Raw genomic sequence first — 21,061 nt, 5'->3', positions numbered from 1 at the left:
GCATTCCTGCATTTACTTCCCGGCGGGCTGATAAGCGCCCGGGGCCATACGCGTCGCGATGGCGATCCGGTTGTAGGCGTTGATGACCGCGGCCGCCCAGATCAGCGCCGCCAGCTGCGCCTCGTCGAAGACCTCCGCCGCCTCGGCGTACACCGCGTCCGGCACCTGGCCGTCGTGCACCAGGGTCACGGCCTCGGTCAACGCCAGTGCGGCGCGCTCCCGTTCACTGAAGAAGGGGGTCTCCCGCCAGGCGTTCAGCGCGTACAGGCGCTGTTCGCTCTCCCCGTGGGCGCGGGCGTCCTTCGTGTGCATGTCGAGGCAGAAGGCGCAGCCGTTGATCTGCGAGGCGCGGGTCCTGACCAGTTCCAGTATCTCCGGCTCGACCTTCGCTTCCTGCGCGGCGGAAACTGCGGCGGCATGCAGGGAGGCCATCGCGGCGGAGACCTGAGGGGTCGTCTTCTTGAGGGCGACGCGGGACACGGAATTACTGTTCGTCATGGTGGGACTGTATCGGGGAAAATCCAGGAAATCTATCCGGGAAAAGGAATTCCGGAGCCGTTCTCACCGAAAGGGAGAGCCGCGCACAACGCGTCCAGCGCTCCCGACCAGGCGTGGTCCGGCGGTGTCCCGTACCCCACGACCAGGGCGTCGAGGGGCGCGGTGACCGCGTCGGCGTGCCGGTAGCGGGGGGTGAGGGCGTCGACGGCCAGGCCCTGGTAGGCGGCAGCCCGCAGCACCGGCCCCTGCGTGCCGGGCGGTAGCCGCAGGACGGCGTGCAGGCCGGCCGCGATGCCGGTGACGCGGATCGCCGGGGCGCGGGCGGCCAGCGCCGCGACCAGTGCGTCACGGCGTCGGCGGTAGCGCGTGCGGGCCGCCCGGACATGGCGGTCGTAGGCACCGGACGTGATGAACTCGGCCAGCGTCAGCTGGTCGAGGACCCCGGAGGTGTCCATCCCGCCCTTGGCCCGCGTCACCTCCCCGACCAGGTCGGCCGGCAGCGCCATCCAGCCCAGCCGCAGGCCGGGGGCGAGCGACTTGCTCGCCGTGCCCAGGTACACCACATGCTCGGGGTCCAGGCCCTGGAGGGCTCCGACGGGCTGGCGGTCGTAGCGGAACTCCCCGTCGTAGTCGTCCTCCAGGACCAGCCCGCCGGTGCGCCGTGCCCAGTCCACGACGGCGGCCCGCCGGTCGCGGTGCAGGGGCACGCCCATCGGGAACTGGTGGGCGGGGGTGAGCAGGACCGCGCCCGCGTCCGTCAGCCGCCCGGTGTCCGTGCCCCGTTCGTCGAAGGGCAGCGCGGTCGTCGTCATCCCGGCCGCGGCCAGCAGCCTCCAGTGCTCGTCCAGGCCGTAGGACTCGACGGCGACCGTGTGCGCGCCGCGCGCCCGCAGAACGGCGGTGAGCAGTTTCAGCCCGTGCGCGAAGCCGGCGCACACCACGATGCGCCCGGGGTCGGCGCGCACCCCGCGGGCGCGGGAGAGGTACTCGGCGAGCGCGGTGCGCAGCTCCACCCGGCCACGCGGGTCGCCGTAGCCGAAGGCCTCGGAGGGGGCGGCGGTGAGGGCGCGGCGAGCCGCTCTGAGCCACTCGGCGCGCGGGAAGGAGCCGAGATCGGGGGTGCCGGGACGCAGGTCGTACGCGGGCCCGCGCCGTTCGGGGCGCCGGGGCGTGGCGTCGCCGGCCGGCGGGACGACCGTCCGCTCCGCCACGCGGGTGCCCGAGCCCTGGCGGGCGGTGAGCCAGCCCTCGGCGACGAGGTCGCCGTAGGCGTCGGCGACCGTGTTGCGGGCGATGCCCAGGTCCGCGGCGAGGGAGCGGGAGGAGGGCAGACGGGCGCCGGGCGGGAGCCGGCCGCAGCGGACGGCCTCACGCAGGGCGTCGGTGAGCCCCCGCCGCAGATGCGGTCCGGTGGGTTCCAGGTGGAGGTCGACGCCCAAAGTGGCCCGGGTTCTCGCCATGGAAATGGACCATACTCCTGGGCTGCCTGGCTCCTAAGGTCGAGGCATGACGACGAACGCACCCGCCGCGACCGGCACGACCGCCACCACGACGACGATCGCCACCACGACCACCGCCACCGCCTCGGCGAGCACGGCCGCCGACGCACAGGTTCGGTACGCGCCCGCGCACACTCCCCGGCTCGACTGGACCGAGCACGCCCCCGAGGTCTTCAAGGCGATGGTCCGGCTGGACGCCGCCGCCCGTAAGGGCCTCGACCCGAAGCTGCTGGAGCTGGTGAAGATCCGCGCCTCGCAGATCAACCGCTGCGCGCTCTGCGTCGACATGCACAGCAAGGACGCGCTCGCGGCGGGCGAGAGCGTCGAGCGGATCGTCCAGCTCAGCGCGTGGGAGGAGTCGGAGCACTTCTACACGGAGCAGGAGCTCGCGGCGCTGGCGCTGACCGAGGCGGTGACCGTGCTGACGGCGGGGTTCGTGTCCGACGAGGTGTACGAGCGCGCCGCCCGGCACTTCGAGGAGCGCGAGCTGGCGCAGCTGATCGCCGCGATCACGGTGATCAACGCCTGGAACCGGTTCGGCGTGACCTGCCGGCTGGTGCCGGGGCACTACCGGCCGGGGCAGCACGCGTGAGCCGCACGAACCTGCTCGACCGCGAGGTCGGCCGGGCCATGTCCGCGCTGAGCGCGGCGGCCAAGCGCGGTCTCGGCGATCCCGCGCTCGCCGAACTGGTCGTGATCCGCGCCTCGCAGCTCAACCACTGTGCGTTCTGCCTGGACATGCACCTCGCGATCGCCCGCGAACAGGGCGTGCGCGAGCCGCAGTCGGCCATGCTGGGCGCCTGGGAGGAGGCGGGGGACGTCTTCGACGAGCGGGAGCGGGCCGCGCTCGCGCTGACCGAGGCCATGACGGTCCTGACGGAGGGGTTCGTGCCGGACGAGGTGTACGCCGAGGCCGCCCGCCGCTTCGGGGACGCCGAACTCGCCCATCTCGTCGCGCTGATCACCGCCGTCAACTGCTGGAACCGGGTGATGGTCGCCCGGCGCATCCCACCGGGGGGTTACACACCATAGGCAAGGCGGACGACTTGCGACGGATGCGCCAGGGGCGCGCCCCGGGCGACCCTCCCCGACTGCCCTGAAGGCGTGGAGACCCGCGGTCCTGCCCGGTCCCCGGGACGCGGGCGTCACCCCCTCGGCGGGACGGCGGGCGAGGGCCCCTCGCCCGCCGTCCTCGGCGAACCCGGGGCCCCCGTGTCACGTTCGGACCGGGACTGCGGCGCAGGGCGACGGCCGCCCCGCGGGAGATCAGCGCGGAACCGGTCCAGGTCCTCGCTCGCGGCTCCGGCCCGGGGCCATGTCTCCCGCGCGGTTCAGGACAGCCACGCCTTCCAGGTGGACGCGTGGCCGTCCACCCACTTCTTCGCCGCGTCCTCGGGCGTGAGCTTCTGATCGGCGATCATCAGGGAGACCTCGTTCTGGTCCTCGGTCGTCCACTTGAACTTCTTCAGGAAGGCCGCCGCCTTGCCGCCGTCCTTCGCGAAGCCGGCGTTGAGGTACTTCTGCAGCGGGGTGTGCGGGTAGGCGCAGGCGACCTTCGCCGGGTCCGCGTCGCAGCCCTCCTTGTACGCGGGCAGCTTCACCTCGGTCATCGGCACCTTCTTGAAGAGCCACTGCGGCGCGTACCAGTAGGTGAGGAAGGGCTTCTTCTCCTTGGCGAACTGCCGCATCTGCGTGATCTGGGCGGCCTCCGAACCGGCGAACACGACCTGGAAGTCGAGGTTCAGGTTCTTCACCAGCGCCTTGTCGTTGGTGACGTAGGAGGGCGAGCCGTCCATGAGCTGGCCCTTGCCGCCGCTCTCCGCGGTGCGGAACTGCGCCGCGTACTTGTTGAGGTTCTTCCAGTTCGTGACGTCGGGGTGCTGCTTGGCGAAGTACGTCGGCACGAACCAGCCGATGTGACCGGTGACGCCGAGGCCGCCGCCCGGCGTGATCGTCTTCTTGTCCTTGACGTAGCGCTGTTCCTGGTCGGGGTGGCCCCAGTCCTCCAGGATCGCGTCGACCCGGCCCTGACTGAGCGCGTCCCAGGCGGGCACCTCGTCGACCTGCACGGTGTCGACGCGGTAGCCCAGCTTGTGTTCCAGGAGGTACTGGGCGACGGCCACGTTGGCCTGGGCGCCCACCCAGGACTGCACGGACAGGGTCAGGGACTTGGCGCCCTGCGCGTTGGCGAACGGCGAGGCCTGCTTCGTCATGTCGGCGGCGCCGCAGCCGGTCAGCAGGAGCAGCGCCGAGGCGCCGGCCACGGTCGCGGTGGTACGGATGCGCATGTCACGCTCCCTTCTTGGCGCGGCGTTCGGTGGGCTGGGTCACCCGGTCGAGCATCAGGCCGAGGCAGACGATGGCCGCGCCGGCCACCAGTCCGGTGGCGAGGTCGCCCTGGGCGAGGCCGAAGACGACGTCGTAGCCGAGAGCGCCGCCGCCGACCAGACCGCCGATGATGACGACGGCGAGGACCAGGACCACGCCCTGGTTGAGGGCGAGCAGCAGGGCCGGGCGGGCCAGCGGGAGCTGCACCTGGCGGATCTGCTGGCCGCTGCTCGCGCCGAGCGAGCGGGCCGACTCCAGGGCGGCCGGGTCGACCTGGCGCAGTCCCTGCGTGGTGATGCGGACGACGGCGGGCAGCGCGTAGACGACCGCGGCGGCCACGGCGGGCGCGCGGCCGACGCCGAACAGCGCGACGACCGGGATCAGGTACACGAACTGCGGCATCGTCTGGAAGACGTCGAGGACGGGCCGCAGGAACTGTTCGAAGCGGTCGCTGCGGGCGGCTGCGACGCCGGTCGCGAAGCCCAGGACGAGGGTGACGGCGACCGCGGCGAGGACCTGCGAGAGCGTGTCGAGCGAGGGCTTCCACACGCCGAGCACGCCGATCGCGGCCATGGCGAGGACGGCGGTGAGCGCGGTCCGCCAGGTGCCGATCACCCAGGCGAGCGCGGCGACGATCAGCAGGACCGACCACCAGGGCAGGGCCTGGAGGCCGTCGCGCAGCGGGTCGAGGACCCAGGTGGTGAAGTGTCCGGCCCAGTCGGCGGTGCCGCCGATCACGGGGACCCCGGAGTAGAGGTGGTCGGTCATCCAGTCCACGGCCCGGTTGACCGGCTCGGCGATGTTCAGCGTCCAGGAGCCGGGCCAGTCGAGGCGGCCGACGAGCCGTCCGACGAGCGCCACGGCCACGGCGGCGGCGAGCGCGTACGCCCATCCGGCGCGCCGGGTCAGGCCGGTGCGCCCGCCGCCGGAGCCGCCTTCGCCGTTGCCCGCCGCGCAGGTGACCCGGTCCAGGACGACGGCGAGGAGGACGATCGGGATGCCCGCGGCGAGGGCCGCGCCGACGTCGACGGAGGCGAGCGCCTGGTAGACGCGGTCACCGAGGCCGCCGGCGCCGATCACGGAGGCGATGACCGCCATGGACAGCGCCATCATGATCGTCTGGTTGAGGCCGAGCAGGAGTTCCTTGCGGGCCAGCGGGAGGCGCGCGGTCAGCAGGCGCTGGCGGGAGGTGGCCCCGAGCGATTCGACGGCCTCCAGCACCTCCTTGTCGGCGCCGCGCAGCCCGAGGGCGGTGAGCCGGGCCATGGGCGGGGCGGCGTAGACGACGGTGGCGAGGACGGCCGCGGGGACGCCGATGCCGAAGATCAGGACCACCGGGAGCAGGTAGGCGAACGCGGGCAGCACCTGCATGGTGTCCAGGACGGGGCGCAGGATGCGGTCCATCCGGTCCGACAGCCCGGCGGCCAGGCCCAGCACGGCGCCGACGGCGACGGACACGAGGACCGCCACGACCATCAGGGCGAGCGTCTGCATGGTGGGGATCCACATGCCGAGCAGTCCGCAGGTCAGGAACGCGGCGGCGGCGCCGAGCCCGAGCCGCACTCCGGCGACCCGCCAGGCGACCAGCCCGGCGACGGCGGTGACGCCCGCCCAGCCCGCGGCGAGCAGGACCAGGTAGACGGCCCGCACGGACAGCACGACCGCGTTGCTGACGTAGCCGAAGCCGTACAGGAACAGCGGATGGCTGTCACGGTTGTCGATGATCCAGTCGCTGACCTTGCCCAGCGGCTGGGTGAGGTCGACGGTGAGGGCGGCGGGCCAGCTGCCGCTGGCCCACTGGGCGTCGGCGAGCGGGACGAGGATCGCCGCGGCGAGGGCCAGCAGGGCGAGCTTGGCGGCCGCGCGGTGTTTGAGGAAGCCCGGCAGGGAGACCCGGGGGGCGGGTGCGGTGACGGTAGCCATGTCAGACCGCCTCCTTGCGGAGCTCCGTCCCGGCCACGACGTCGAGGAGCCGTTCGTGGTCGACGACCCCCAGACACCGGCCGTCCTCCACGACGCACGCGGGCTGGTGGCTGCGCGACACGACCTGGATCGCGTCGGCGACGACCGCGTCGGCGGCGATCGCGCCGGGATGGTCGGGGCCGACGCATTCACCTGGGCGCATGGCCCGGCGGACCGTCATGACCTGTTCGCGCGGGACGTCGCGGACGAACTCGCGGACGTAGTCGTCGGCGGGCGAGCCGACGATCTCCTCGGGGGTGCCGAGCTGCACGACCTCGCCGTCGCGCATGAGCGCGATGCGGTCGCCGAGCTTGAGGGCCTCGCTGAGGTCGTGGGTGATGAAGACCATCGTGCGGCCCTCCTCCTGGTGCAGCCGGACGACCTCCTCCTGCATGTCGCGCCGGATCAGCGGGTCGAGCGCGCTGAACGGCTCGTCGAAGAGCAGCACCTCGGGGTCGACGGCGAGCGCGCGGGCCAGTCCGACGCGCTGGCGCTGGCCGCCGGACAGCTCGCTGGGCTTGCGGTGCTCCATGCCTTCGAGGCCGACCTTCTCGACGACCTCCTGGGCGCGCTCGCGGCGTTCGGACTTGCCGACGCCCTGGATCTCCAGGCCGTAGGCGACGTTGTCGACGACGGTGCGGTGCGGGAGCAGGCCGAAGTGCTGGAAGACCATCGCGGCGCGGTGCCGGCGCAGTTCGCGCAGCCGGGTCTTGTCCATGGCCCGCACGTCCTCGCCCTCGATGGCGATGGTGCCGGCGGTCGGCTCGATCAGCCGGGTCAGGCAGCGTACGAGGGTGGACTTGCCGGAGCCGGACAGGCCCATGACGACGAAGACCTCGCCCTTGCGCACATCGAAGGAGACGTCCCGGACCGCGGCGGTGCAGCCGGTGCGGGAGCGCAGTTCGGCGGGGGGCAGGGAGGTCAGCTCGGGGTCGGCGGGGACGGTCTCGGCCTTCGGGCCGAACACCTTCCACAGGCCGTCCACCGAGAAGACCGGCGGGCGCGTCTCGACGCTCGCGGGGGTACTCGTGCCGGTGCTCAGGTCGGTACTCATCAGGCATCGCCTCCGATCAGGTCCACGGCCCGTTCGCCGACCATCAGCACGCCGATCATCGGGTTCACGGCTGTCATGGTCGGGAACACGGAGGCGTCCGCGATGCGGATGCCTTCCAGTCCACGGATTCGCAACTGGGGGTCCACTACGGCCAGTTCGTCGTCGGCGGCGCCCATCTTGCAGGTGCCCGCCGGGTGGTACACGGTGTGCGCGACCTTGCGCGCGTACTCGCTCAGCTCCTCGTCGCTCGTGATGTGCGGGCCGGGGGCGACCTCGCGCTTGAGCCAGCCGGCCAGCGGCTCGGTCTTCGCGATCTCGCGCGCGATGCGGATCCCGTCGACGAGGGTGCGGCCGTCGTAGTCGTCCTCGTCGGTGAAGTAGCGGAAGTCGAGGGCGGGCTTGACGCTCGGGTCCGCGCTCTGCAGGTAGAGCCGGCCGCGGGACTTCGGCTTGGGGATGTTGGGGGTCATCGACACGCCGTGCTCGGGGCGTTCGTAGCCGAGCCGTTCCGGGTTGTCGGTGAAGGGGACCTGGTAGAAGTGGAACATCAGGTCGGGGCCCGCGTGTTCGGGGTCCCGGCGCACGAACAGGCCTGCGTCGGAGTCCATCGCGGAGTTCTCCGGGAGCGGCCCGTGCGTCTCCCAGACGATCACCGACTCGGGGTGGTCGAGGAGGTTCTCGCCGACGCCGGGCAGGTCGTGGACGACGGGTATGCCGAGCGCGTCGAGGTCGGTCTTGGGGCCGATGCCGGAGTGCAGCAGCAGGCGGGGCGTGTCGATCGCGCCCGCGCAGAGCACGACCTCGCGCCGGGCCCGTACCAGGCTCTCCGTGCCGTCCTCGGCGCGCACGTGCACACCCCGCGCGCGCGGGCCGTCCAGTTCCAGCCGGTGCGCCCAGGTCTCCAGCAGGATCGTCAGGTTGGGCCGCTCGTCCATCACCGGGTGCAGATAGGCGACCGACGCGGACGAACGCTTGTTGGTCTCCGGGTGGTAGGCGAGGTCGAAGAAGCCGACGCCCTCGTCGAAGGGCTTGGCGTTGAAGCCCTCGACGCGGGGCACTCCGGTCGCCTGCTGCGCGGCGTCGACGAAGTCGCGGGCGATGGCGTTCCGGTCCTTCTCGTCGACGGGGACGATGTTGTTCAGCAGGCGTGCGTAGTACGCCTCCATGGGGACCGCGCCCCAGCCCGTCGCGCCGGCCGCCTCCCACTCGTCGAAGTCGGACGGCAGCGGCTTGAAGGCGATGAGGGTGTTGTGCGAGGAGCAGCCGCCGAGGACGCGGGCGCGGCTGTGCCGGATGTGGGAGTTGCCGCGCGGCTGCTCGGTGGTGGGGTAGTCGTAGTCGAGCTCGCCGCCGAGCAGGCCCATCCAGCGGCGCAGGGTGAGGACGTCGTCGCGGCCGACGTCGCTGGGGCCGCCCTCGATGACGGCGACGGTGACGTCGGGGTTCTCGGTGAGCCGTGAGGCGATGACGGAACCGGCGGTTCCGCCTCCGACGATCACGTAGTCATAGACGGGTGAGGTGTCTGGCATGGGGGGTACTCCAGGGGCGTGCGAAGCCTGTTCGATGCGAAGGGGGCGGGGTGAGCGGACTGTGCGGGGCGCGGTGGTCAGCCCGCGAACCAGCGGACCGGCTGCGGTGCGAGGTTCTGGTACACGTGCTTGGACTCGCGGTACTCGGCGAGCCCTGCGGGCCCCAGTTCGCGGCCCACGCCGCTCTTTCCGAAGCCGCCCCACTCCGCCTGCGGCAGGTAGGGGTGGAAGTCGTTGATCCAGACGGTGCCGTGGCGCAGCCGGCCGGCGACCCGGCGGGCGCGGCCCGCGTCGGAGGTCCACACGCCGCCCGCGAGTCCGTACTCGGTGTCGTTGGCCAGGGCCACGGCCTCGTCCTCGGTGCGGAAGGTCTCGACGGTGAGGACCGGTCCGAAGACCTCCTCCCGCACGACGCGCATCTCGCGGTGGCAGCGGTCGAGGACGGTGGGCTCGTAGAAGTAGCCGGTCTCCGGCCGCTCCGGGGCGGGGTCGGGGCGTCGGCCGCCGGACCGCAGCACGGCGCCCTCGGCGAGCGCGGAGGCCACGTACTCCTCGGTCTTGGCGCGCTGCTGCTCGGAGACGAGCGGGCCGCACTCGACGCCGCTCTCGGTGCCGCGTCCGAGGCGGATCTTCCCGGCCCGGCGGGCGAGTTCTTCGACGAAGCGGTCGCGGACGGACTCCTCGACGATGAGCCGGGAGCCCGCCGAGCAGACCTGGCCGCTGTGGATGAAGGCCGCGTTGAGGGCCTGGTCGACGGCGGTGTCGAAGCCCTCGGGGGTGGCGCAGGCGTCGGCGAAGACCACGTTGGGGTTCTTGCCGCCGAGTTCGAGGGCGACCTTCTTGACGGTCGGGGCGGCCGCCTGGGCGACCTTGACGCCGCTGACCAGGCCGCCGGTGAAGGACACCAGGTCGACGTCGGGGTGTTCGGCGAGCCGGGCGCCGACGGTGTGGCCGGGGCCGGTGACGATGTTGGCGACGCCGGCGGGCAGTCCGGCCTCGGCGAGCAGGTCGATGAGGGCGATCGTGGTCAGCGGGGTGATCTCGCTCGGCTTCACGACGAACGTGTCGCCGGCGGCGAGCGCGGGCGCGATCTTCCAACTCGCCTGGAGGAGCGGGTAGTTCCAGGGGGTGATCAGCGCGCACACGCCGATGGGCTCGTGGACGACGACGCTGTGGACGTCGGACGAGCCCGCGTCCACGACCCGGCCCGGCGCCTCGGCGGCGACGAGACCGGCGAAGTAGCGGAAGGCGTCGGCGACACAGTCGATGTCCACCCGGCCCTCTTCGAGGGTCTTGCCCGCGTCACGGCTCTCCAGCAGACCGAGCCGTTCGCGGTCGCGTATGAGGAGGTCGGCGACGCGGCGCAGCAGTGCGGCGCGCTCGACGGCCGGAGTGCGCGGCCAGTCGCCCTCGTCGAAGGCGGCGCGGGCGGCCGCGATCGCCAGGTCGGCGTCCTTCTCGTCGCCCTCGGCGACCACCGCGAAGGGGCGGCCGTCCGCTGGGTCGAGGATCTCCCGGGTCGCTCCGGAGGCGGCCGTCAGCCATTCGCCGCCCGCGTGAATCGTCCGGCACTCCCGCTGTTCCGTCTGTTCCGTCGTGTCGGCCATGATCGGTGTTGCCTTCCGTTCCTGTTCAGTCCCCCTGTGTCACCCGTGGGTCGCCGTCGGGGACCGCGTCCACATGCCCCGAACCTTTCATTGCATGCGCAATCCCTGGCCTAAAGTGCGCTGAGTCACTGCCAGTACGGGCATAAATGGACAAAATGGGCGTCATGGTGACGGGTCGCTCACCCGCGGGCCGCCACGGCCGTCACCGTCCGCCACCATGTCCCGCACCGCGGCCCGCAGCCACGCGTGCGCGGGGTCCGCGTCGTGCCGTGGGTGCCAGGCCATGCCCAGCCGCAGCGGCGGCAGATCCAGCGGCACCTCGAAGGGGACCAGGCCGAGGCTCCGCGCCAACGGCAGCCCCCAGGCGGTGTTCAGACCCACCAGATCGGTCTCGCGGATGACGAAGAGGGAGGCCGGGAGCGAGCCGACGGCGCCCACCACCCGCCGCTCCAGTCCCAGCTCGGCGAGCGCCGCGTCCACCGGCCCGTGCAGCCTGCCGCGCCGGGAGACGATGATGTGGTCCACCTCCCGGGCGAACCGCTCGGGCGTCAACTCGCCCTCCAGCAGCGGGTGTCCGGCGCGGGCGACGCCCACCATCCGGTCCTCGTACAGCTGCTCACGGTGCACCTCGGGGGCCACCGAATCGATGACGCCCACCTCCAGGTCGGCGGTGCCCTCGCGCAGGAACGGCGCGTCGACGTGGCTCTCGCCCAGGAACCGGATGCGGATGCCGGGGGCCTCGGCGGCCGCGCGGGCGTACAGGGCCGGCCCATGGGCGGCCGCGATGGCGTCGTGACCCAGGATCGTGAGGGTGCGGGTCACCGTCCTCAGGTCGGCCCCCTCGGCCGGCGCGAACAACGCCCGGGCCCGCTCCACGACGGCGCTCACCTCGGCCCGCACGGCGAGGGCGCGCGGCGTCGGCACCATCCGCCGCCCCGCCCGCACCAGGATCGGATCCCCCAGCGCCCTGCGGACCCGGCCCAGGGTGCGGCTCATCGCCGGTTCCGACAGATGCAGACGGCGGGCCGCGCCCTGCACGCTCTGCTCCTCCAGCAGCACGTCCAGCGCGACCAGCAGATTCAGATCGAGCCCAGCGGCTCCTGCGGGGTCGGCAGACCTGGCCGACCGGGCCGCGGATTGCGTCATGTGCAGTCACTCCTTGCAAAGGTTGCACTGGAAAGCAGGTCGGTGCCGAGCCTACGGTGAACGGGCATCCCACTCCGACGAGCTCCCCGGGAGGAGCCGTGCCCTCGCACGCCCTGAAACGGTCCACCCTCCTCGCACTGTGCGCCTGCGTGCTGGTCGCCCAGAGCATGGTCGCCGCGATCAACCTCCTCATCCCGCAGCTGAGCGCCTCCTCGCTGCACCCCTCGCACACCCAGATCCTGTGGACCGTCGACGCGTACGTCATCGTCTTCGCGGGACTGCTCATCCCGGCCGGCGCGCTCGGCGACCGGCACGGCCGCAAGGGCGCCCTGCTCGCCGGCCTCGGCCTGTTCGCCCTCGGAGCCGCCACCAGCGCGATCGCCCCCGATCCGGCGGTGCTCATCGCGGGCCGCGGCATCTCGGGAGCGGGCGCGGCGCTCATCACCCCGGCGACGATGTCGATCCTGGTCCACCTCGCCGGACCACAGGGCAGGGCCCGGGCGATGGCGTCCTGGACCCTCGCCATGGGCCTCGGCGGCCTGGCGGGCAACCTGGGCGGCGGCCTGGCCGGCCAGTTCCTGACCTGGCGGGCCCTGTTCGCGGTGATGATCCCGCTGGCGGCGCTGCTGGCGCTCACCGTGGCCCTGACCACCCCGCGCACGGACCCCTCGCCGCGCAACGGCCTCGACCCGCTGGGCACCCTGCTGCTCACCGCGGGGCTGGTCGCCGTCCTCTTCGGCATCATCGAGGGCCCGGACCACGGCTGGGCCTCGCCGCGCATCCTGGGCTCGTTCGCGACGGGAGCCGCGCTGATCACCGCGTTCACCCTGGGGTCCCTGCGCTCGCGCAGCCCCCTCTTCGACCCGCGCGTGTTCCGCTCCTCCCGCCTGCGAGCCACGAGCCTCGGCCTCATGACCGGCTTCTTCGGTCTGTTCGCGCTGTTCTTCGTCAACTCCCAGTACCTGCAGGAGGTCAAGGGCTACGGGCCCGCCGTCACCGGCGTCGCCATCGTTCCGCTGATCGTCGGCATGGCCCTGGTCCCCAAGCTGGCCGCCCGCTGGTCGGCCCACCCCCGCCCGGTCATCGGCTCCGGGCTCGCCCTGATCGGCCTCGGCCTGCTCGGCGCGTCCACGGCGGACGCCGGCACGCCCTACCCGGTGTACGCGGGCTGGCTGCTCGTCATATCGGCGGGGACGGGCCTGTCGATGCCCGCGTTGACGCTGGGCGTCGTCACCTCCCTCCCGCCCCACCAGGCGGGCCTCGGCTCCGGACTCGGCACCTCGGCCCGCGAGATCGGCGCGGCCCTCGGTGTCGCGGTCGCCGGCACGGTCCTGGCCGGGCACGCCGGTTTCGCCCTCGGCATGGGACCGGCCCTGCGCGCGGTCGCGGTGGCCGTGCTGGCGGCGACGGCGCTGGTCATGACCGGTCTGGGCGCGCCGGTCAGCCGCCGGAGCTTCGACAACGGCCTGAATCCGACCGAGAGTTGAATTACTCTTCGTGTCCGGACCGCCACGCTGAGCCGCGCGAAGGAGACGCCATGCCCGCGAGACGAGTCGTCACCGGACGAAGCCAGCAGCCGCGCAAACGCTTCGCGGAGGAACTGCGCCTGCTGCGCAACGGCCGCGGCGAGAGCCTGCGGGAGCTCTCCGAGCGGCTGGGGTGGGACGCGTCGACGCTCGGCAAGATGGAGAGCGGGGCCAACCTCGGCAGCCCGGAGGTGGTCGAAGCCCTGGACACGCACTACGGAACGCCGGGACTGCTGCTGGCCCTGTGGGAAGTGGCGATGGGGGACAACAGCCAGTTCAAGGAGCAGTACCGCAGGTACATGGACATCGAGGCGGAGGCGCTCAGCCTGTGGCACTTCGGTGTGAGCACCGTCCACGGTCTGCTCCAGACGACGGCGTACGCGCGTGAGGTTCTCACGCTGGGCGGGCTCAGGGGACCAGAGCTGGATCAGCAGGTCGAAGCCCGCACGGGCCGAAGGAAGTTGCTGGAGGGAGAGGACGCACCGCCCTTTCGCGCCATCGTCTCCGAGGCGGTCCTGCGTACGCCGTTGCGCGTGCCTCAGGAATGGCGGGAACAGCTGGAGTACCTGCTGGAGATCTGCGAGCGTCCGAACGTCACTCTCCAGGTGTTGCCGCTATGTGCCGGTCTCCACGCACTGGTCAGCACCGACATGATGTTCCTCCGGCTGCCGGACGGCGTCACCGTGGCGTACGCGGAGACTGCTCACCGGGGCGAACTGGTCGAGGAAATCCGAGCAGTTGAGCTACTCCTACGGCGTTACGATGCCATGCGTGACCAGGCGCTTTCCCCGGCCGAGTCACGGAAGTTCATCATGCGAATGTTGGAGGAAGTGCCGTGCGAGCCATCGACCTGAGCAACGTCACCTGGCGCAAGTCCAGCTACAGCAACCCCGACGGCGGGGCATGCCTCGAAGTCGCTGATCAGTTTCCGGCCGTCGTCCCGGTCCGCGACAGCAAGGACCCCGATCGCGGAGCGGTCTGCTTCGGGCTCGACGCCTGGGCGACCTTCGTCGGCTCCCTCAAGCGGAGCTGAACGCGCTCTACGCAAAACGATCCCCGGACGGTCGTACCGTCCGGGGATCGTGTGCGTTCGGCTCAGATCAGGCCGAGGGCGCGAACCGCCTCGCGCTCCTCCGCGAGCTCCTGCACCGACGCGTCGATGCGGGCGCGGGAGAACTCGTTGACGTCCAGGCCCTGGACGATCTCGTACGTGCCGTTCTTGGTGGTGACCGGGAAGGAGGAGATCAGGCCCTCCGGGACGCCGTAGGAGCCGTCGGACGGGATGCCCATGGAGGCCCAGTCACCGTCGGCGGTGCCGTTGACCCAGGTGTACACGTGGTCGATGGCCGCGTTGGCGGCGGAGGCGGCCGAAGAGGCGCCGCGGGCCTCGATGATGGCCGCGCCGCGCTTGGCGACGGTCGGGATGAAGTCCTCGGCCAGCCACTTCTCGTCGCCCACGACCTCGGCGGCGTTCTTGCCGGCGATCGTGGCGTGGAAGATGTCCGGGTACTGGGTGGCGGAGTGGTTGCCCCAGATGGTCAGGCGCTTGATGTCGGCGACCGTCGAGCCCGTCTTCTTCGCGAGCTGGGTCAGCGCGCGGTTGTGGTCGAGGCGGGTCATCGCGGTGAAGCGCTCGGCCGGTACGTCCGGGGCGGCGGCCTGCGCGATCAGCGCGTTGGTGTTGGCCGGGTTGCCGACGACGAGGACCTTGATGTCGTCCGCGGCGTGGTCGTTGATGGCCTTGCCCTGCGGCTTGAAGATGCCGCCGTTGGCCTCCAGGAGGTCGCCGCGCTCCATGCCCTTGGTGCGGGGGCGGGCGCCGACGAGGAGTGCCACGTTCGCGCCGTCGAAGGCGACGTTCGGGTCGTCCGTGATGTCGATGCCCTGCAGCAGCGGGAAGGCGCAGTCGTCGAGCTCCATCGCGGTGCCCTCGGCGGCCTTCAGCGCCGGGGTGATCTCCAGCAGGCGCAGCTTGACCGGCACGTCCGCGCCGAGCAGCTGGCCGGAGGCGATGCGGAAGAGCAGGGCGTAACCGATCTGGCCGGCCGCGCCGGTGACGGTGACGTTCACGGGAGTGCGGGTCATGGCGTTCTCCGTATGACAGCTGTCGGTGGGGCGTCCCTGCCCCGGGTGGGACGTACAGATGATCGATCTCTTGGTATCAAGAGATCCAATCAGCGGTCAGGCTATCGCGCATCCGGGATGCCGGACGTCCGGGGTCCCTGTGGCCCGTCCCACAGAGTGGACTTCCGCGTACGGGACACCCACTACGGGACACCCACTACTTCACTTCCCATGACGCGAGCGGCGGCCGTCGGTCCGGGAGAGGTGAGACCGAGCGGCCGCCGTGGGGGGAACCGGGTCGCGCCGGAATCCCGTGGGGGTACGTTTCGCGTGCCCGCGACCGGGGCGGCTATTCCTGCGCGCGCCGGATTTTTTCGGCGGCGCGTGCGGACCGCGCCGCCTCAGGGCGTGCAGCCCCTCTGCCCGGAGGCCAGCACCGCGCAGGCCGTCGCCTCGTCCGCGCTGTTCACGGCCACCATGGGCGTGTACGCGACGGTGTCGCCGGGCGCGGAGAGGTGACCGGTGCGCCGCACGGAACCGGCGGTCACCGCCACCGTGTCACCGGGCCCGGCCGGCGTGATGCGGCCCCAGGCCGCCCCGCAGGTCCGGCTGTAGCGGACCTCGACCAGGGTCACGCCGACCGTCGCGGTCTTCGCCGTCGCCGCGAGGCCGCCGCTGCACCCGGCCGCCTGCGCGTCCCGGCCGGTGCAGTCGGAGCCGCCGCACCGCACCCCGGCGGGCAGGGCGCGGGAAGCGGCGGCCGACGGGGACGGCGACTCGACGACGCCCGCCGCCCGCGGACCCCGGCCGTCGGTGAGGAAGAACGCGCCGGCCGCGACGGTCGCGACGCCCACGACCCCGGCGAGGAACAGCCCAGCCCGCTGCCTGCGTGCGCCGGCGGCCCGCGTCCCGGGCCGTGCCCGCTCACCGCCGGGCGACGGGAGCGGCGAGGGCGGCGGGCCGAACTGCCCCGGCAGGGCGCGGGCGGGCAGCGTCCCGGCGGTCGCGGTGATCGCCTCGTGCCGGGTCTCCGAGCGGTTCCACGCCCGCTCGGCCAGCTCCCACAGGGTGACCAGATGGACCGCGGGAGTGCCGGTGACCTCGGCCAGCGCCACGACCGCGCCCTTGGGCGCCAGCAGCCGGCCGTGGAGATAGCGCTCCCAGGACGACCTGCCGTAGCCCGTGCGATCCGCCACCGCCGCGACGCTCAGCCCGGCACGGTCCACGGCCCGCCGCATCGCCTCGACGAACTCCCGTACCTGCGGGTCGAGTTCACCCGGCAGGGCTTTCCAGCGAGGCATCGGCCCCCCTCTCGTGCGCTGAGTCGCATGGGTCACGTAAGACCCGATGTGACGACGATTCGGGACACATACCCGAACTGTCAACGTAAGCGCACAACGGGTGCGCCGCGCCGGGCCCGTTCGCCTCAGCCGAAGGCGACCGCTCCCCCGACGGCCGTCACCAGCAGGGCGAGCAGGATCAGGACCGCGTAGAGGAGAAGGCGTCCGACGGGCCGGGGCGCGGGGGGCGGGGCGGGTTCCTCCAGACGGTCCCACCAGGGCACCGTCGGATCCTCCACGTACTCCCCGGGCGGGTTCGCCGGGGTCGGCCGCGGCCATGCCTCGACGGCCAGTTCCCAGCGCACGACGTGCCGTTCGGCGTCCGCGCCGGCCAGCCCCGCCACCCGGCACAGCGCGGCGACGGCCTGCCGGGGCGGCGGCTGGACGGCGTTGAGATAGCGCTGCCAGGACGACTTGCTGTACGCGGTGCGCGCGCCGAGCGCGGCCAGGCTGAGCCCCGTGCCGTCCTTGAGCTGCCGCAACTGCTCCACGAAGTGCCGTACCTCCGACGGCAGTCCGTCCGGCAGCGGCTGCCAGGCGCCCATCAGGCCCACCTCCCCTTCGATCCGTTGGGGGGACGACGCCGGGCGGCCGGACGGTTCCCGCGCGAGGGGCCGCTGTGGCGGTGCGCGCGCACCGTAGCGGAACGGTCACTTCCGTGCCACAGCGTCCGGACAGCCGTTGTCCGGGCCGTTCAGGGTGCGGGAGCGTGGAACGCGGCGGCGGCCCGTCCTTCTCGGGGGATGAGGACGGGCCGCCGTTCGCATGCGGTCAGCTGCTGTCGACCGTGAAGTGCAGGGTGTCCTTGAGGAACGGGATCTGCAGCAACGGGTGGGGCTGGGCCATCAGCGCCAGCAGCACGATCGCCGTGCCCAGCACCCCGTAGGTCACGATGTCCGTGAAGCGGGAGCGCACGGCGAGCATGCCGACGCCGGGCAGCAGCCAGCGCAGGACCGCGCCGGCCAGCAGCCCCACGCCGATCAGGATCGTGCCGACCCGGAACACGTCCAGCGCGGCGAGCAGCAGCCCGAGCGCCACGACGCCCAGCACCGCGATGATCGGCCACTGCCGGGCGGCCAGGGCGTCTCCCGGCGCGGCGCGGCCCGCGCCCTCGGGGCGCGCGGTGTCCCGGGTGAACTTCGGGAACCGTCGCGTGGTGCGACGCGGCACACCGTCGGCGTCCGGGGCGCTGATGGGGTCGCGGACCTCGATCTCGTCGGCGTCTTCGCCGTTCACGTTCCTGTCCTCGTCCTTGGCGGAGGCGCCGTCAGCCGACACTGCGCTCCGCCGCCTCGACCACGTTGACGAGCAGCTGGGCACGGGTCATCGGACCGACGCCGCCCGGGTTGGGGGAGATCCAGCCGGCCACCTCACGGACGTCCGGGTGGACGTCGCCGACGATCCTGCCCTCGGCGTTGCGGGAGACGCCGACGTCCAGCACGGCCGCGCCCGGCTTGACGTCCTGCGCGCGGATCAGATGGGCGGACCCGGCGGCCGCGACGATGACGTCGGCCCCCTTCAGGTGCGCCGACAGGTCCCGGGTGCCGGTGTGGCACTGGGTCACCGTCGCGTTCTCGCTGCGCCGGGTCAGCAGCAGCGGCATCGACCGGCCGATGGTGACGCCCCGTCCGACGACGACGACCTCCGCGCCGTTGATCTCGACGCCGTGCCGGCGCAGCAGCGTCAGCACGCCGTTGGGGGTGCAGGGCAGCGGGGCGGGCTCGTTGAGGACCAGCCGGCCGAGGTTCATCGGGTGCAGGCCGTCGGCGTCCTTGGCCGGGTCCATGAGCTCCAGGATCCGGTTCTCGTCGATGCCCTTGGGCAGCGGGAGCTGCACGATGTAACCGGTGCAGGAGGGGTCGTCGTTCAGCTCGCGGACGACCGCCTCGATCTCCTCCTGGGTGGCCGTGGCGGGCAGCTCGCGCTGGATGGAGGCGATGCCCACCTCGGCGCAGTCGCGGTGCTTTCCGGCGACGTACTTCTGGCTGCCGGGGTCGGTGCCGACGAGGATCGTGCCGAGGCCGGGCGTGACGCCCCTCTCCTTCAGCGCCGCCACGCGGGCGGTCAGCTCGGACTTGATCTCGGCTGCGGTGGCCTTGCCATCGAGAATCTGGGCGGTCATGGGTCCATCCTCCCGGATGACGGCCCCCCGGTTCCAATCCGGGTGAACCCGTACGGGGCCGCGGCGCCCGCCTGACGTGCGCGAACCTGATCGATGATGTTGCACTTGCACAACACCTGCGGAATGCCGCGGAATGCGGCTGGACAACAAACCGGCCATTGCAGAACGATTGACGCCACAGTGCCGCGGGCAGTACCGGGGGGACGAACCGCATCTGTAGAACCTTCCTCCGAGCCAGCCGCGTCCCCGCACTCGAGTGCACACGGAGGAAGGACCGCCATGAGCTTCGGCGACCCGAACAACCCCTACGGCCCGCCGCAGGGCCAGCCGCCCGGCTACCCGCCGCAGGCTCCGCCCCAGCAGCCCGGCTACGGATACCCCACCGCTCCCCAGGGGCAGCCCGGTTACGGCTACCCGCAGGCCCCGCCGGTCCCCCAGGGGTACGGCTACGGCGTCCCGCAGGAGATGCCCGGCCTGGTCAAGACCGCCCGGGTGCTGCTGTTCATCCTCTCCGGCCTGCAGATCCTGGCCGGCATCTTCATCGGCATCGTGGGCGGCCTGATGCAGGACGCCTCCAACGGCATCGGCTCCGGCGACGACACGGGCACCGCGACCGGCGTCCTCGTCGGCGTCGGCCTGCTGATGCTGGCGCTGGGCGCGCTGTCGATCTTCCTGGGCGTCAAGTTCAAGACGGGCGGCGGCGGCATCCGCGTCACCACGATCGTCTACTCGTCCCTGATGATCCTGGGCAGCCTCGTCAACATCGTGAACGGCGCCGGCGGTTCCGGCACCTTCGGAGGCCTCATCTCGCTGGCCTTCGGCGGCATCATCCTCGCCGCGATGATCAGCGGCGGATCCTGGTTCAGCCGTCCGCGGTACTGACCCGCGAAAGCACCGCCGATCGCGCGGGAACCGGAGGCGCGATGAGCCGGTCGGAGACCGCCGGAAGGGCGTCTTCTCGCCATTCCTCGCCGGGGCCGTGCCACACCGTGACACGGCCCCGTTCCGTCGCCCACCCTGATGCCGTAGGCGCGGGTGGGGACGGGGGGACACACCGTGTACAGCATCATCGTCGTACCTCCGGCACCGAGGGAGGACGGACGCGGCGACCACGCGTCCGGGCAGGTCAGACTCGCTCCCGGTGACCGGCTGGCCTTCGGGCGGTCGGCGCACGGCAACGACCTGGAGATCGCGCACGAGGGCGTCTCGCGGCGGGCCGGCGAGGTCGCCGCGCAGGGCGCGTTCTGGACGCCGAGCAACTTCAGCCGGGCTCAGACGTACGTCGTCGAGAACCCCGAGGGGGCCGGCGAGCACATCAAGGTCGCACCCGGACGCCTGGACGCCCCGGTGCCCTTCGAGTTCGCCCGGATCGTGCTGCCCGCGGCGGGCGACCTGTTGACGTTCCAGGTGTGGGCGCCGCGCCACGACTACCTGGGCGTCGCGCCGGGGCCGGACGGCGCCACCACGGCGCCCGCGTTCTCCCTGGACCGCGGCAAGCGCTACTTCGCGGTGCTGACCGCCCTGTGCGAACCCCGGCTGCGCGGCGAGCCGCACGCCCCGCTGCCCACCGTGGACCAGGTCGTCGCCCGGCTGCGGCCCGGCTGGCCGGCCGCCTCCCGCACCTCCGTGCAGTGGAACATCGACTACCTCGCCGTGAAGCTGCGCCTCAAGCCCGGCCCGGACGCCGCCGCCCCGGGCCCGCGCCTCAACGGCAAGAAGGAGTCCCTGGTCTCCCTGGCGCTCCGCTTCGACCTGGTGCGCGAGGACGACCTGCAGAGCCTGGGACCGGCCGCGCCCGCGTCGGCCGGGACGGCAGTGCGGTGACCGAGCCGTACGCCGTCCGGGTCCCCCGGGGCTACCGGGTCGGCGGGTGGGAGGTACGGGAACCGCTCGCCACCGGCGCGTTCGGCAGCGTCTACGCGGCCCTGCGGCGCACCGACGACAACGATGGCACCGCCTCCTCCGGAGCCCCGCCCGGCGCCGCCCCGGACCCCGGTGGCGACGGCGGCCGGGGCCTGCCCGGCACGGCCGCCCTCAAGTTCCTGCCCACCGGCACCCACACGCCCCGCCGGCTGGCCCATCTGCGCGAACTCGTCGACCGCGAGGTGGAGTTGCTGAGCCGGCTCGACAGCCCGCGGCTCATCCGCCTCTACGAGACCCTGACCGTGGACGATCCCTCCCGCCCCGAACTCGACGGCGCCGTCGTGCTGGTGCTGGAGCGGGCCGAGGACTCGCTGTCGGCCCTGCTCCGCCGCGACGCCGTGCCCGGGGCCGGACCGGTCCTCCTCGCCCGGGTCTGCGCGGGCCTGGCCCAACTGCACGGGGCGGGCTGGGTGCACGGCGACCTGAAGCCGGCCAACGGCCTGGGACGGCTACGACTGCCAGG

The 21,061-nt window shown here is 72.5% G+C and carries 20 protein-coding genes and 1 pseudogene; 8 read left to right on the top strand and 13 right to left on the bottom strand.

Annotation, left to right across the window (positions count from 1 at the left end):
• Window positions 1-12: 12 nt before the first annotated feature.
• Complete coding sequence (locus BG482_RS24710; protein WP_069771319.1) at window positions 13-498, bottom strand: carboxymuconolactone decarboxylase family protein; 486 nt, start codon at window positions 496-498, stop codon at window positions 13-15.
• Between the two features lie 32 nt (window positions 499-530).
• Window positions 531-1,958 carry a PLP-dependent aminotransferase family protein gene (locus BG482_RS24705; RefSeq protein ID WP_069771318.1) on the bottom strand — a complete coding sequence of 476 codons (1,428 nt, stop codon included), beginning with the start codon at window positions 1,956-1,958 and terminating at the stop codon, window positions 531-533.
• A 46-nt stretch (window positions 1,959-2,004) separates the two neighbouring features.
• On the opposite strand from BG482_RS24705, the gene BG482_RS24700 reads away from it, so the two are divergent.
• Both BG482_RS24700 and BG482_RS24695 read left to right on the top strand, forming a co-directional pair.
• Complete coding sequence (locus tag BG482_RS24700; protein ID WP_079142098.1) at window positions 2,005-2,589, top strand: carboxymuconolactone decarboxylase family protein; 585 nt, start codon at window positions 2,005-2,007, stop codon at window positions 2,587-2,589.
• Entirely contained in the window at window positions 2,586-3,029 is a 444-nt protein-coding gene (locus BG482_RS24695; protein WP_256096470.1) for a carboxymuconolactone decarboxylase family protein, read from the top strand. The genes BG482_RS24700 and BG482_RS24695 overlap by 4 nt, the downstream gene beginning before the upstream one ends.
• 299 nt (window positions 3,030-3,328) lie before the next feature.
• Here the strand turns inward: BG482_RS24695 and BG482_RS24690 are convergent, their stop codons facing one another.
• The 6 genes from BG482_RS24690 to BG482_RS24665 all read right to left on the bottom strand — a co-directional run bounded on the left by BG482_RS24690 (window position 3,329) and on the right by BG482_RS24665 (window position 11,623).
• Window positions 3,329-4,285, bottom strand: coding sequence for an ABC transporter substrate-binding protein (locus tag BG482_RS24690; RefSeq protein ID WP_069771317.1), 957 nt, complete (start codon window positions 4,283-4,285; stop codon window positions 3,329-3,331).
• 1 nt (window position 4,286) lies between these two features.
• Window positions 4,287-6,248: a proline/glycine betaine ABC transporter permease gene (locus BG482_RS24685; protein ID WP_069771316.1), complete on the bottom strand. Its 1,962-nt coding sequence runs from the start codon at window positions 6,246-6,248 to the stop codon at window positions 4,287-4,289.
• Between the two features lies 1 nt (window position 6,249).
• Complete coding sequence (locus BG482_RS24680) at window positions 6,250-7,341, bottom strand: glycine betaine/L-proline ABC transporter ATP-binding protein (protein ID WP_069771315.1); 1,092 nt, start codon at window positions 7,339-7,341, stop codon at window positions 6,250-6,252.
• A complete protein-coding gene (locus BG482_RS24675) occupies window positions 7,341-8,870 on the bottom strand; it encodes a GMC family oxidoreductase (RefSeq protein WP_069771314.1) in 1,530 nt (509 codons plus the stop codon). The genes BG482_RS24680 and BG482_RS24675 overlap by 1 nt, the downstream gene beginning before the upstream one ends.
• A gap of 77 nt (window positions 8,871-8,947) precedes the next feature.
• Complete coding sequence (locus tag BG482_RS24670) at window positions 8,948-10,477, bottom strand: aldehyde dehydrogenase family protein (protein ID WP_069771313.1); 1,530 nt, start codon at window positions 10,475-10,477, stop codon at window positions 8,948-8,950.
• A gap of 162 nt (window positions 10,478-10,639) precedes the next feature.
• A complete protein-coding gene (locus tag BG482_RS24665) occupies window positions 10,640-11,623 on the bottom strand; it encodes a LysR family transcriptional regulator (protein WP_069771312.1) in 984 nt (327 codons plus the stop codon).
• A gap of 98 nt (window positions 11,624-11,721) precedes the next feature.
• Between BG482_RS24665 and BG482_RS24660 the strand changes: the two genes are divergently transcribed.
• Genes BG482_RS24660 through BG482_RS24650 form a run of 3 tightly spaced genes read left to right on the top strand, consistent with a single transcriptional unit; the run spans window position 11,722 to window position 14,182 of the window.
• Window positions 11,722-13,110: an MFS transporter gene (locus tag BG482_RS24660; protein WP_069771311.1), complete on the top strand. Its 1,389-nt coding sequence runs from the start codon at window positions 11,722-11,724 to the stop codon at window positions 13,108-13,110.
• 50 nt (window positions 13,111-13,160) lie between these two features.
• The gene (locus BG482_RS24655; RefSeq protein ID WP_069771310.1) at window positions 13,161-14,003 is read left to right on the top strand and encodes a helix-turn-helix transcriptional regulator; all 843 of its coding nucleotides are present in this window, start codon (window positions 13,161-13,163) and stop codon (window positions 14,001-14,003) included.
• Entirely contained in the window at window positions 13,985-14,182 is a 198-nt protein-coding gene (locus tag BG482_RS24650; protein WP_069771309.1) for a DUF397 domain-containing protein, read from the top strand. Before BG482_RS24655 ends, BG482_RS24650 begins: the two co-directional genes overlap by 19 nt.
• A 62-nt stretch (window positions 14,183-14,244) precedes the next feature.
• Here the strand turns inward: BG482_RS24650 and BG482_RS24645 are convergent, their stop codons facing one another.
• The 5 genes from BG482_RS24645 to BG482_RS24625 all read right to left on the bottom strand — a co-directional run bounded on the left by BG482_RS24645 (window position 14,245) and on the right by BG482_RS24625 (window position 18,675).
• Complete coding sequence (locus BG482_RS24645; RefSeq protein ID WP_069771308.1) at window positions 14,245-15,234, bottom strand: malate dehydrogenase; 990 nt, start codon at window positions 15,232-15,234, stop codon at window positions 14,245-14,247.
• Window positions 15,235-15,614: 380 nt separating this feature from the next.
• A complete protein-coding gene (locus BG482_RS24640; protein WP_069771307.1) occupies window positions 15,615-16,514 on the bottom strand; it encodes an XRE family transcriptional regulator in 900 nt (299 codons plus the stop codon).
• Window positions 16,515-16,639: 125 nt separating this feature from the next.
• Complete coding sequence (locus BG482_RS24635; protein WP_069771353.1) at window positions 16,640-17,098, bottom strand: helix-turn-helix transcriptional regulator; 459 nt, start codon at window positions 17,096-17,098, stop codon at window positions 16,640-16,642.
• Window positions 17,099-17,324: 226 nt separating this feature from the next.
• On the bottom strand, window positions 17,325-17,789 hold the full coding sequence (locus BG482_RS24630; protein ID WP_256096469.1) for a DUF3017 domain-containing protein: 465 nt from the start codon (window positions 17,787-17,789) through the stop codon (window positions 17,325-17,327).
• A gap of 31 nt (window positions 17,790-17,820) precedes the next feature.
• The gene (locus BG482_RS24625; RefSeq protein WP_069771305.1) at window positions 17,821-18,675 is read right to left on the bottom strand and encodes a bifunctional methylenetetrahydrofolate dehydrogenase/methenyltetrahydrofolate cyclohydrolase; all 855 of its coding nucleotides are present in this window, start codon (window positions 18,673-18,675) and stop codon (window positions 17,821-17,823) included.
• A 279-nt stretch (window positions 18,676-18,954) separates the two neighbouring features.
• On the opposite strand from BG482_RS24625, the gene BG482_RS24620 reads away from it, so the two are divergent.
• From BG482_RS24620 to BG482_RS45380, 3 genes and pseudogenes are all read left to right on the top strand, one after another.
• Window positions 18,955-19,557, top strand: coding sequence for a hypothetical protein (locus BG482_RS24620; RefSeq protein WP_069771304.1), 603 nt, complete (start codon window positions 18,955-18,957; stop codon window positions 19,555-19,557).
• Window positions 19,558-19,731: 174 nt separating this feature from the next.
• Window positions 19,732-20,499, top strand: a complete 768-nt coding sequence (locus BG482_RS24615; RefSeq protein ID WP_069771303.1) for a hypothetical protein — start codon at window positions 19,732-19,734, stop codon at window positions 20,497-20,499.
• A pseudogene (locus BG482_RS45380) lies at window positions 20,496-21,041 on the top strand (serine/threonine protein kinase); the annotation flags it as partial. The gene BG482_RS24615 and the pseudogene BG482_RS45380, both read left to right, overlap by 4 nt.
• Window positions 21,042-21,061: the final 20 nt, after the last annotated feature.

Source organism: Streptomyces sp. LUP30, from assembly GCF_001746365.1.
Classification (GTDB): Bacteria; Actinomycetota; Actinomycetes; order Streptomycetales; family Streptomycetaceae; genus Streptomyces.
The sequence above is the reverse complement of the archived record's forward strand: the minus strand, read 5'-3'. Positions and strand labels throughout refer to the sequence as shown.

Bases quoted from the DNA above. Each gene is read 5' to 3' on its own strand.
- BG482_RS24710 (WP_069771319.1), bottom strand. From the start codon at position 498: ATGACGAACAGTAATTCCGTGTCCCGCGTCGCCCTCAAGAAGACGACC.
- BG482_RS24705 (WP_069771318.1), bottom strand. From the start codon at position 1,958: ATGGCGAGAACCCGGGCCACTTTGGGCGTCGACCTCCACCTGGAACCC.
- BG482_RS24700 (WP_079142098.1), top strand. From the start codon at position 2,005: ATGACGACGAACGCACCCGCCGCGACCGGCACGACCGCCACCACGACG.
- BG482_RS24690 (WP_069771317.1), bottom strand. From the start codon at position 4,285: ATGCGCATCCGTACCACCGCGACCGTGGCCGGCGCCTCGGCGCTGCTC.
- BG482_RS24685 (WP_069771316.1), bottom strand. From the start codon at position 6,248: ATGGCTACCGTCACCGCACCCGCCCCCCGGGTCTCCCTGCCGGGCTTC.
- BG482_RS24680 (WP_069771315.1), bottom strand. From the start codon at position 7,341: ATGAGTACCGACCTGAGCACCGGCACGAGTACCCCCGCGAGCGTCGAG.
- BG482_RS24675 (WP_069771314.1), bottom strand. From the start codon at position 8,870: ATGCCAGACACCTCACCCGTCTATGACTACGTGATCGTCGGAGGCGGA.
- BG482_RS24670 (WP_069771313.1), bottom strand. From the start codon at position 10,477: ATGGCCGACACGACGGAACAGACGGAACAGCGGGAGTGCCGGACGATT.
- BG482_RS24665 (WP_069771312.1), bottom strand. From the start codon at position 11,623: ATGACGCAATCCGCGGCCCGGTCGGCCAGGTCTGCCGACCCCGCAGGA.
- BG482_RS24655 (WP_069771310.1), top strand. From the start codon at position 13,161: ATGCCCGCGAGACGAGTCGTCACCGGACGAAGCCAGCAGCCGCGCAAA.
- BG482_RS24645 (WP_069771308.1), bottom strand. From the start codon at position 15,234: ATGACCCGCACTCCCGTGAACGTCACCGTCACCGGCGCGGCCGGCCAG.
- BG482_RS24640 (WP_069771307.1), bottom strand. From the start codon at position 16,514: ATGCCTCGCTGGAAAGCCCTGCCGGGTGAACTCGACCCGCAGGTACGG.
- BG482_RS24635 (WP_069771353.1), bottom strand. From the start codon at position 17,098: ATGGGCGCCTGGCAGCCGCTGCCGGACGGACTGCCGTCGGAGGTACGG.
- BG482_RS24625 (WP_069771305.1), bottom strand. From the start codon at position 18,675: ATGACCGCCCAGATTCTCGATGGCAAGGCCACCGCAGCCGAGATCAAG.
- BG482_RS24620 (WP_069771304.1), top strand. From the start codon at position 18,955: ATGAGCTTCGGCGACCCGAACAACCCCTACGGCCCGCCGCAGGGCCAG.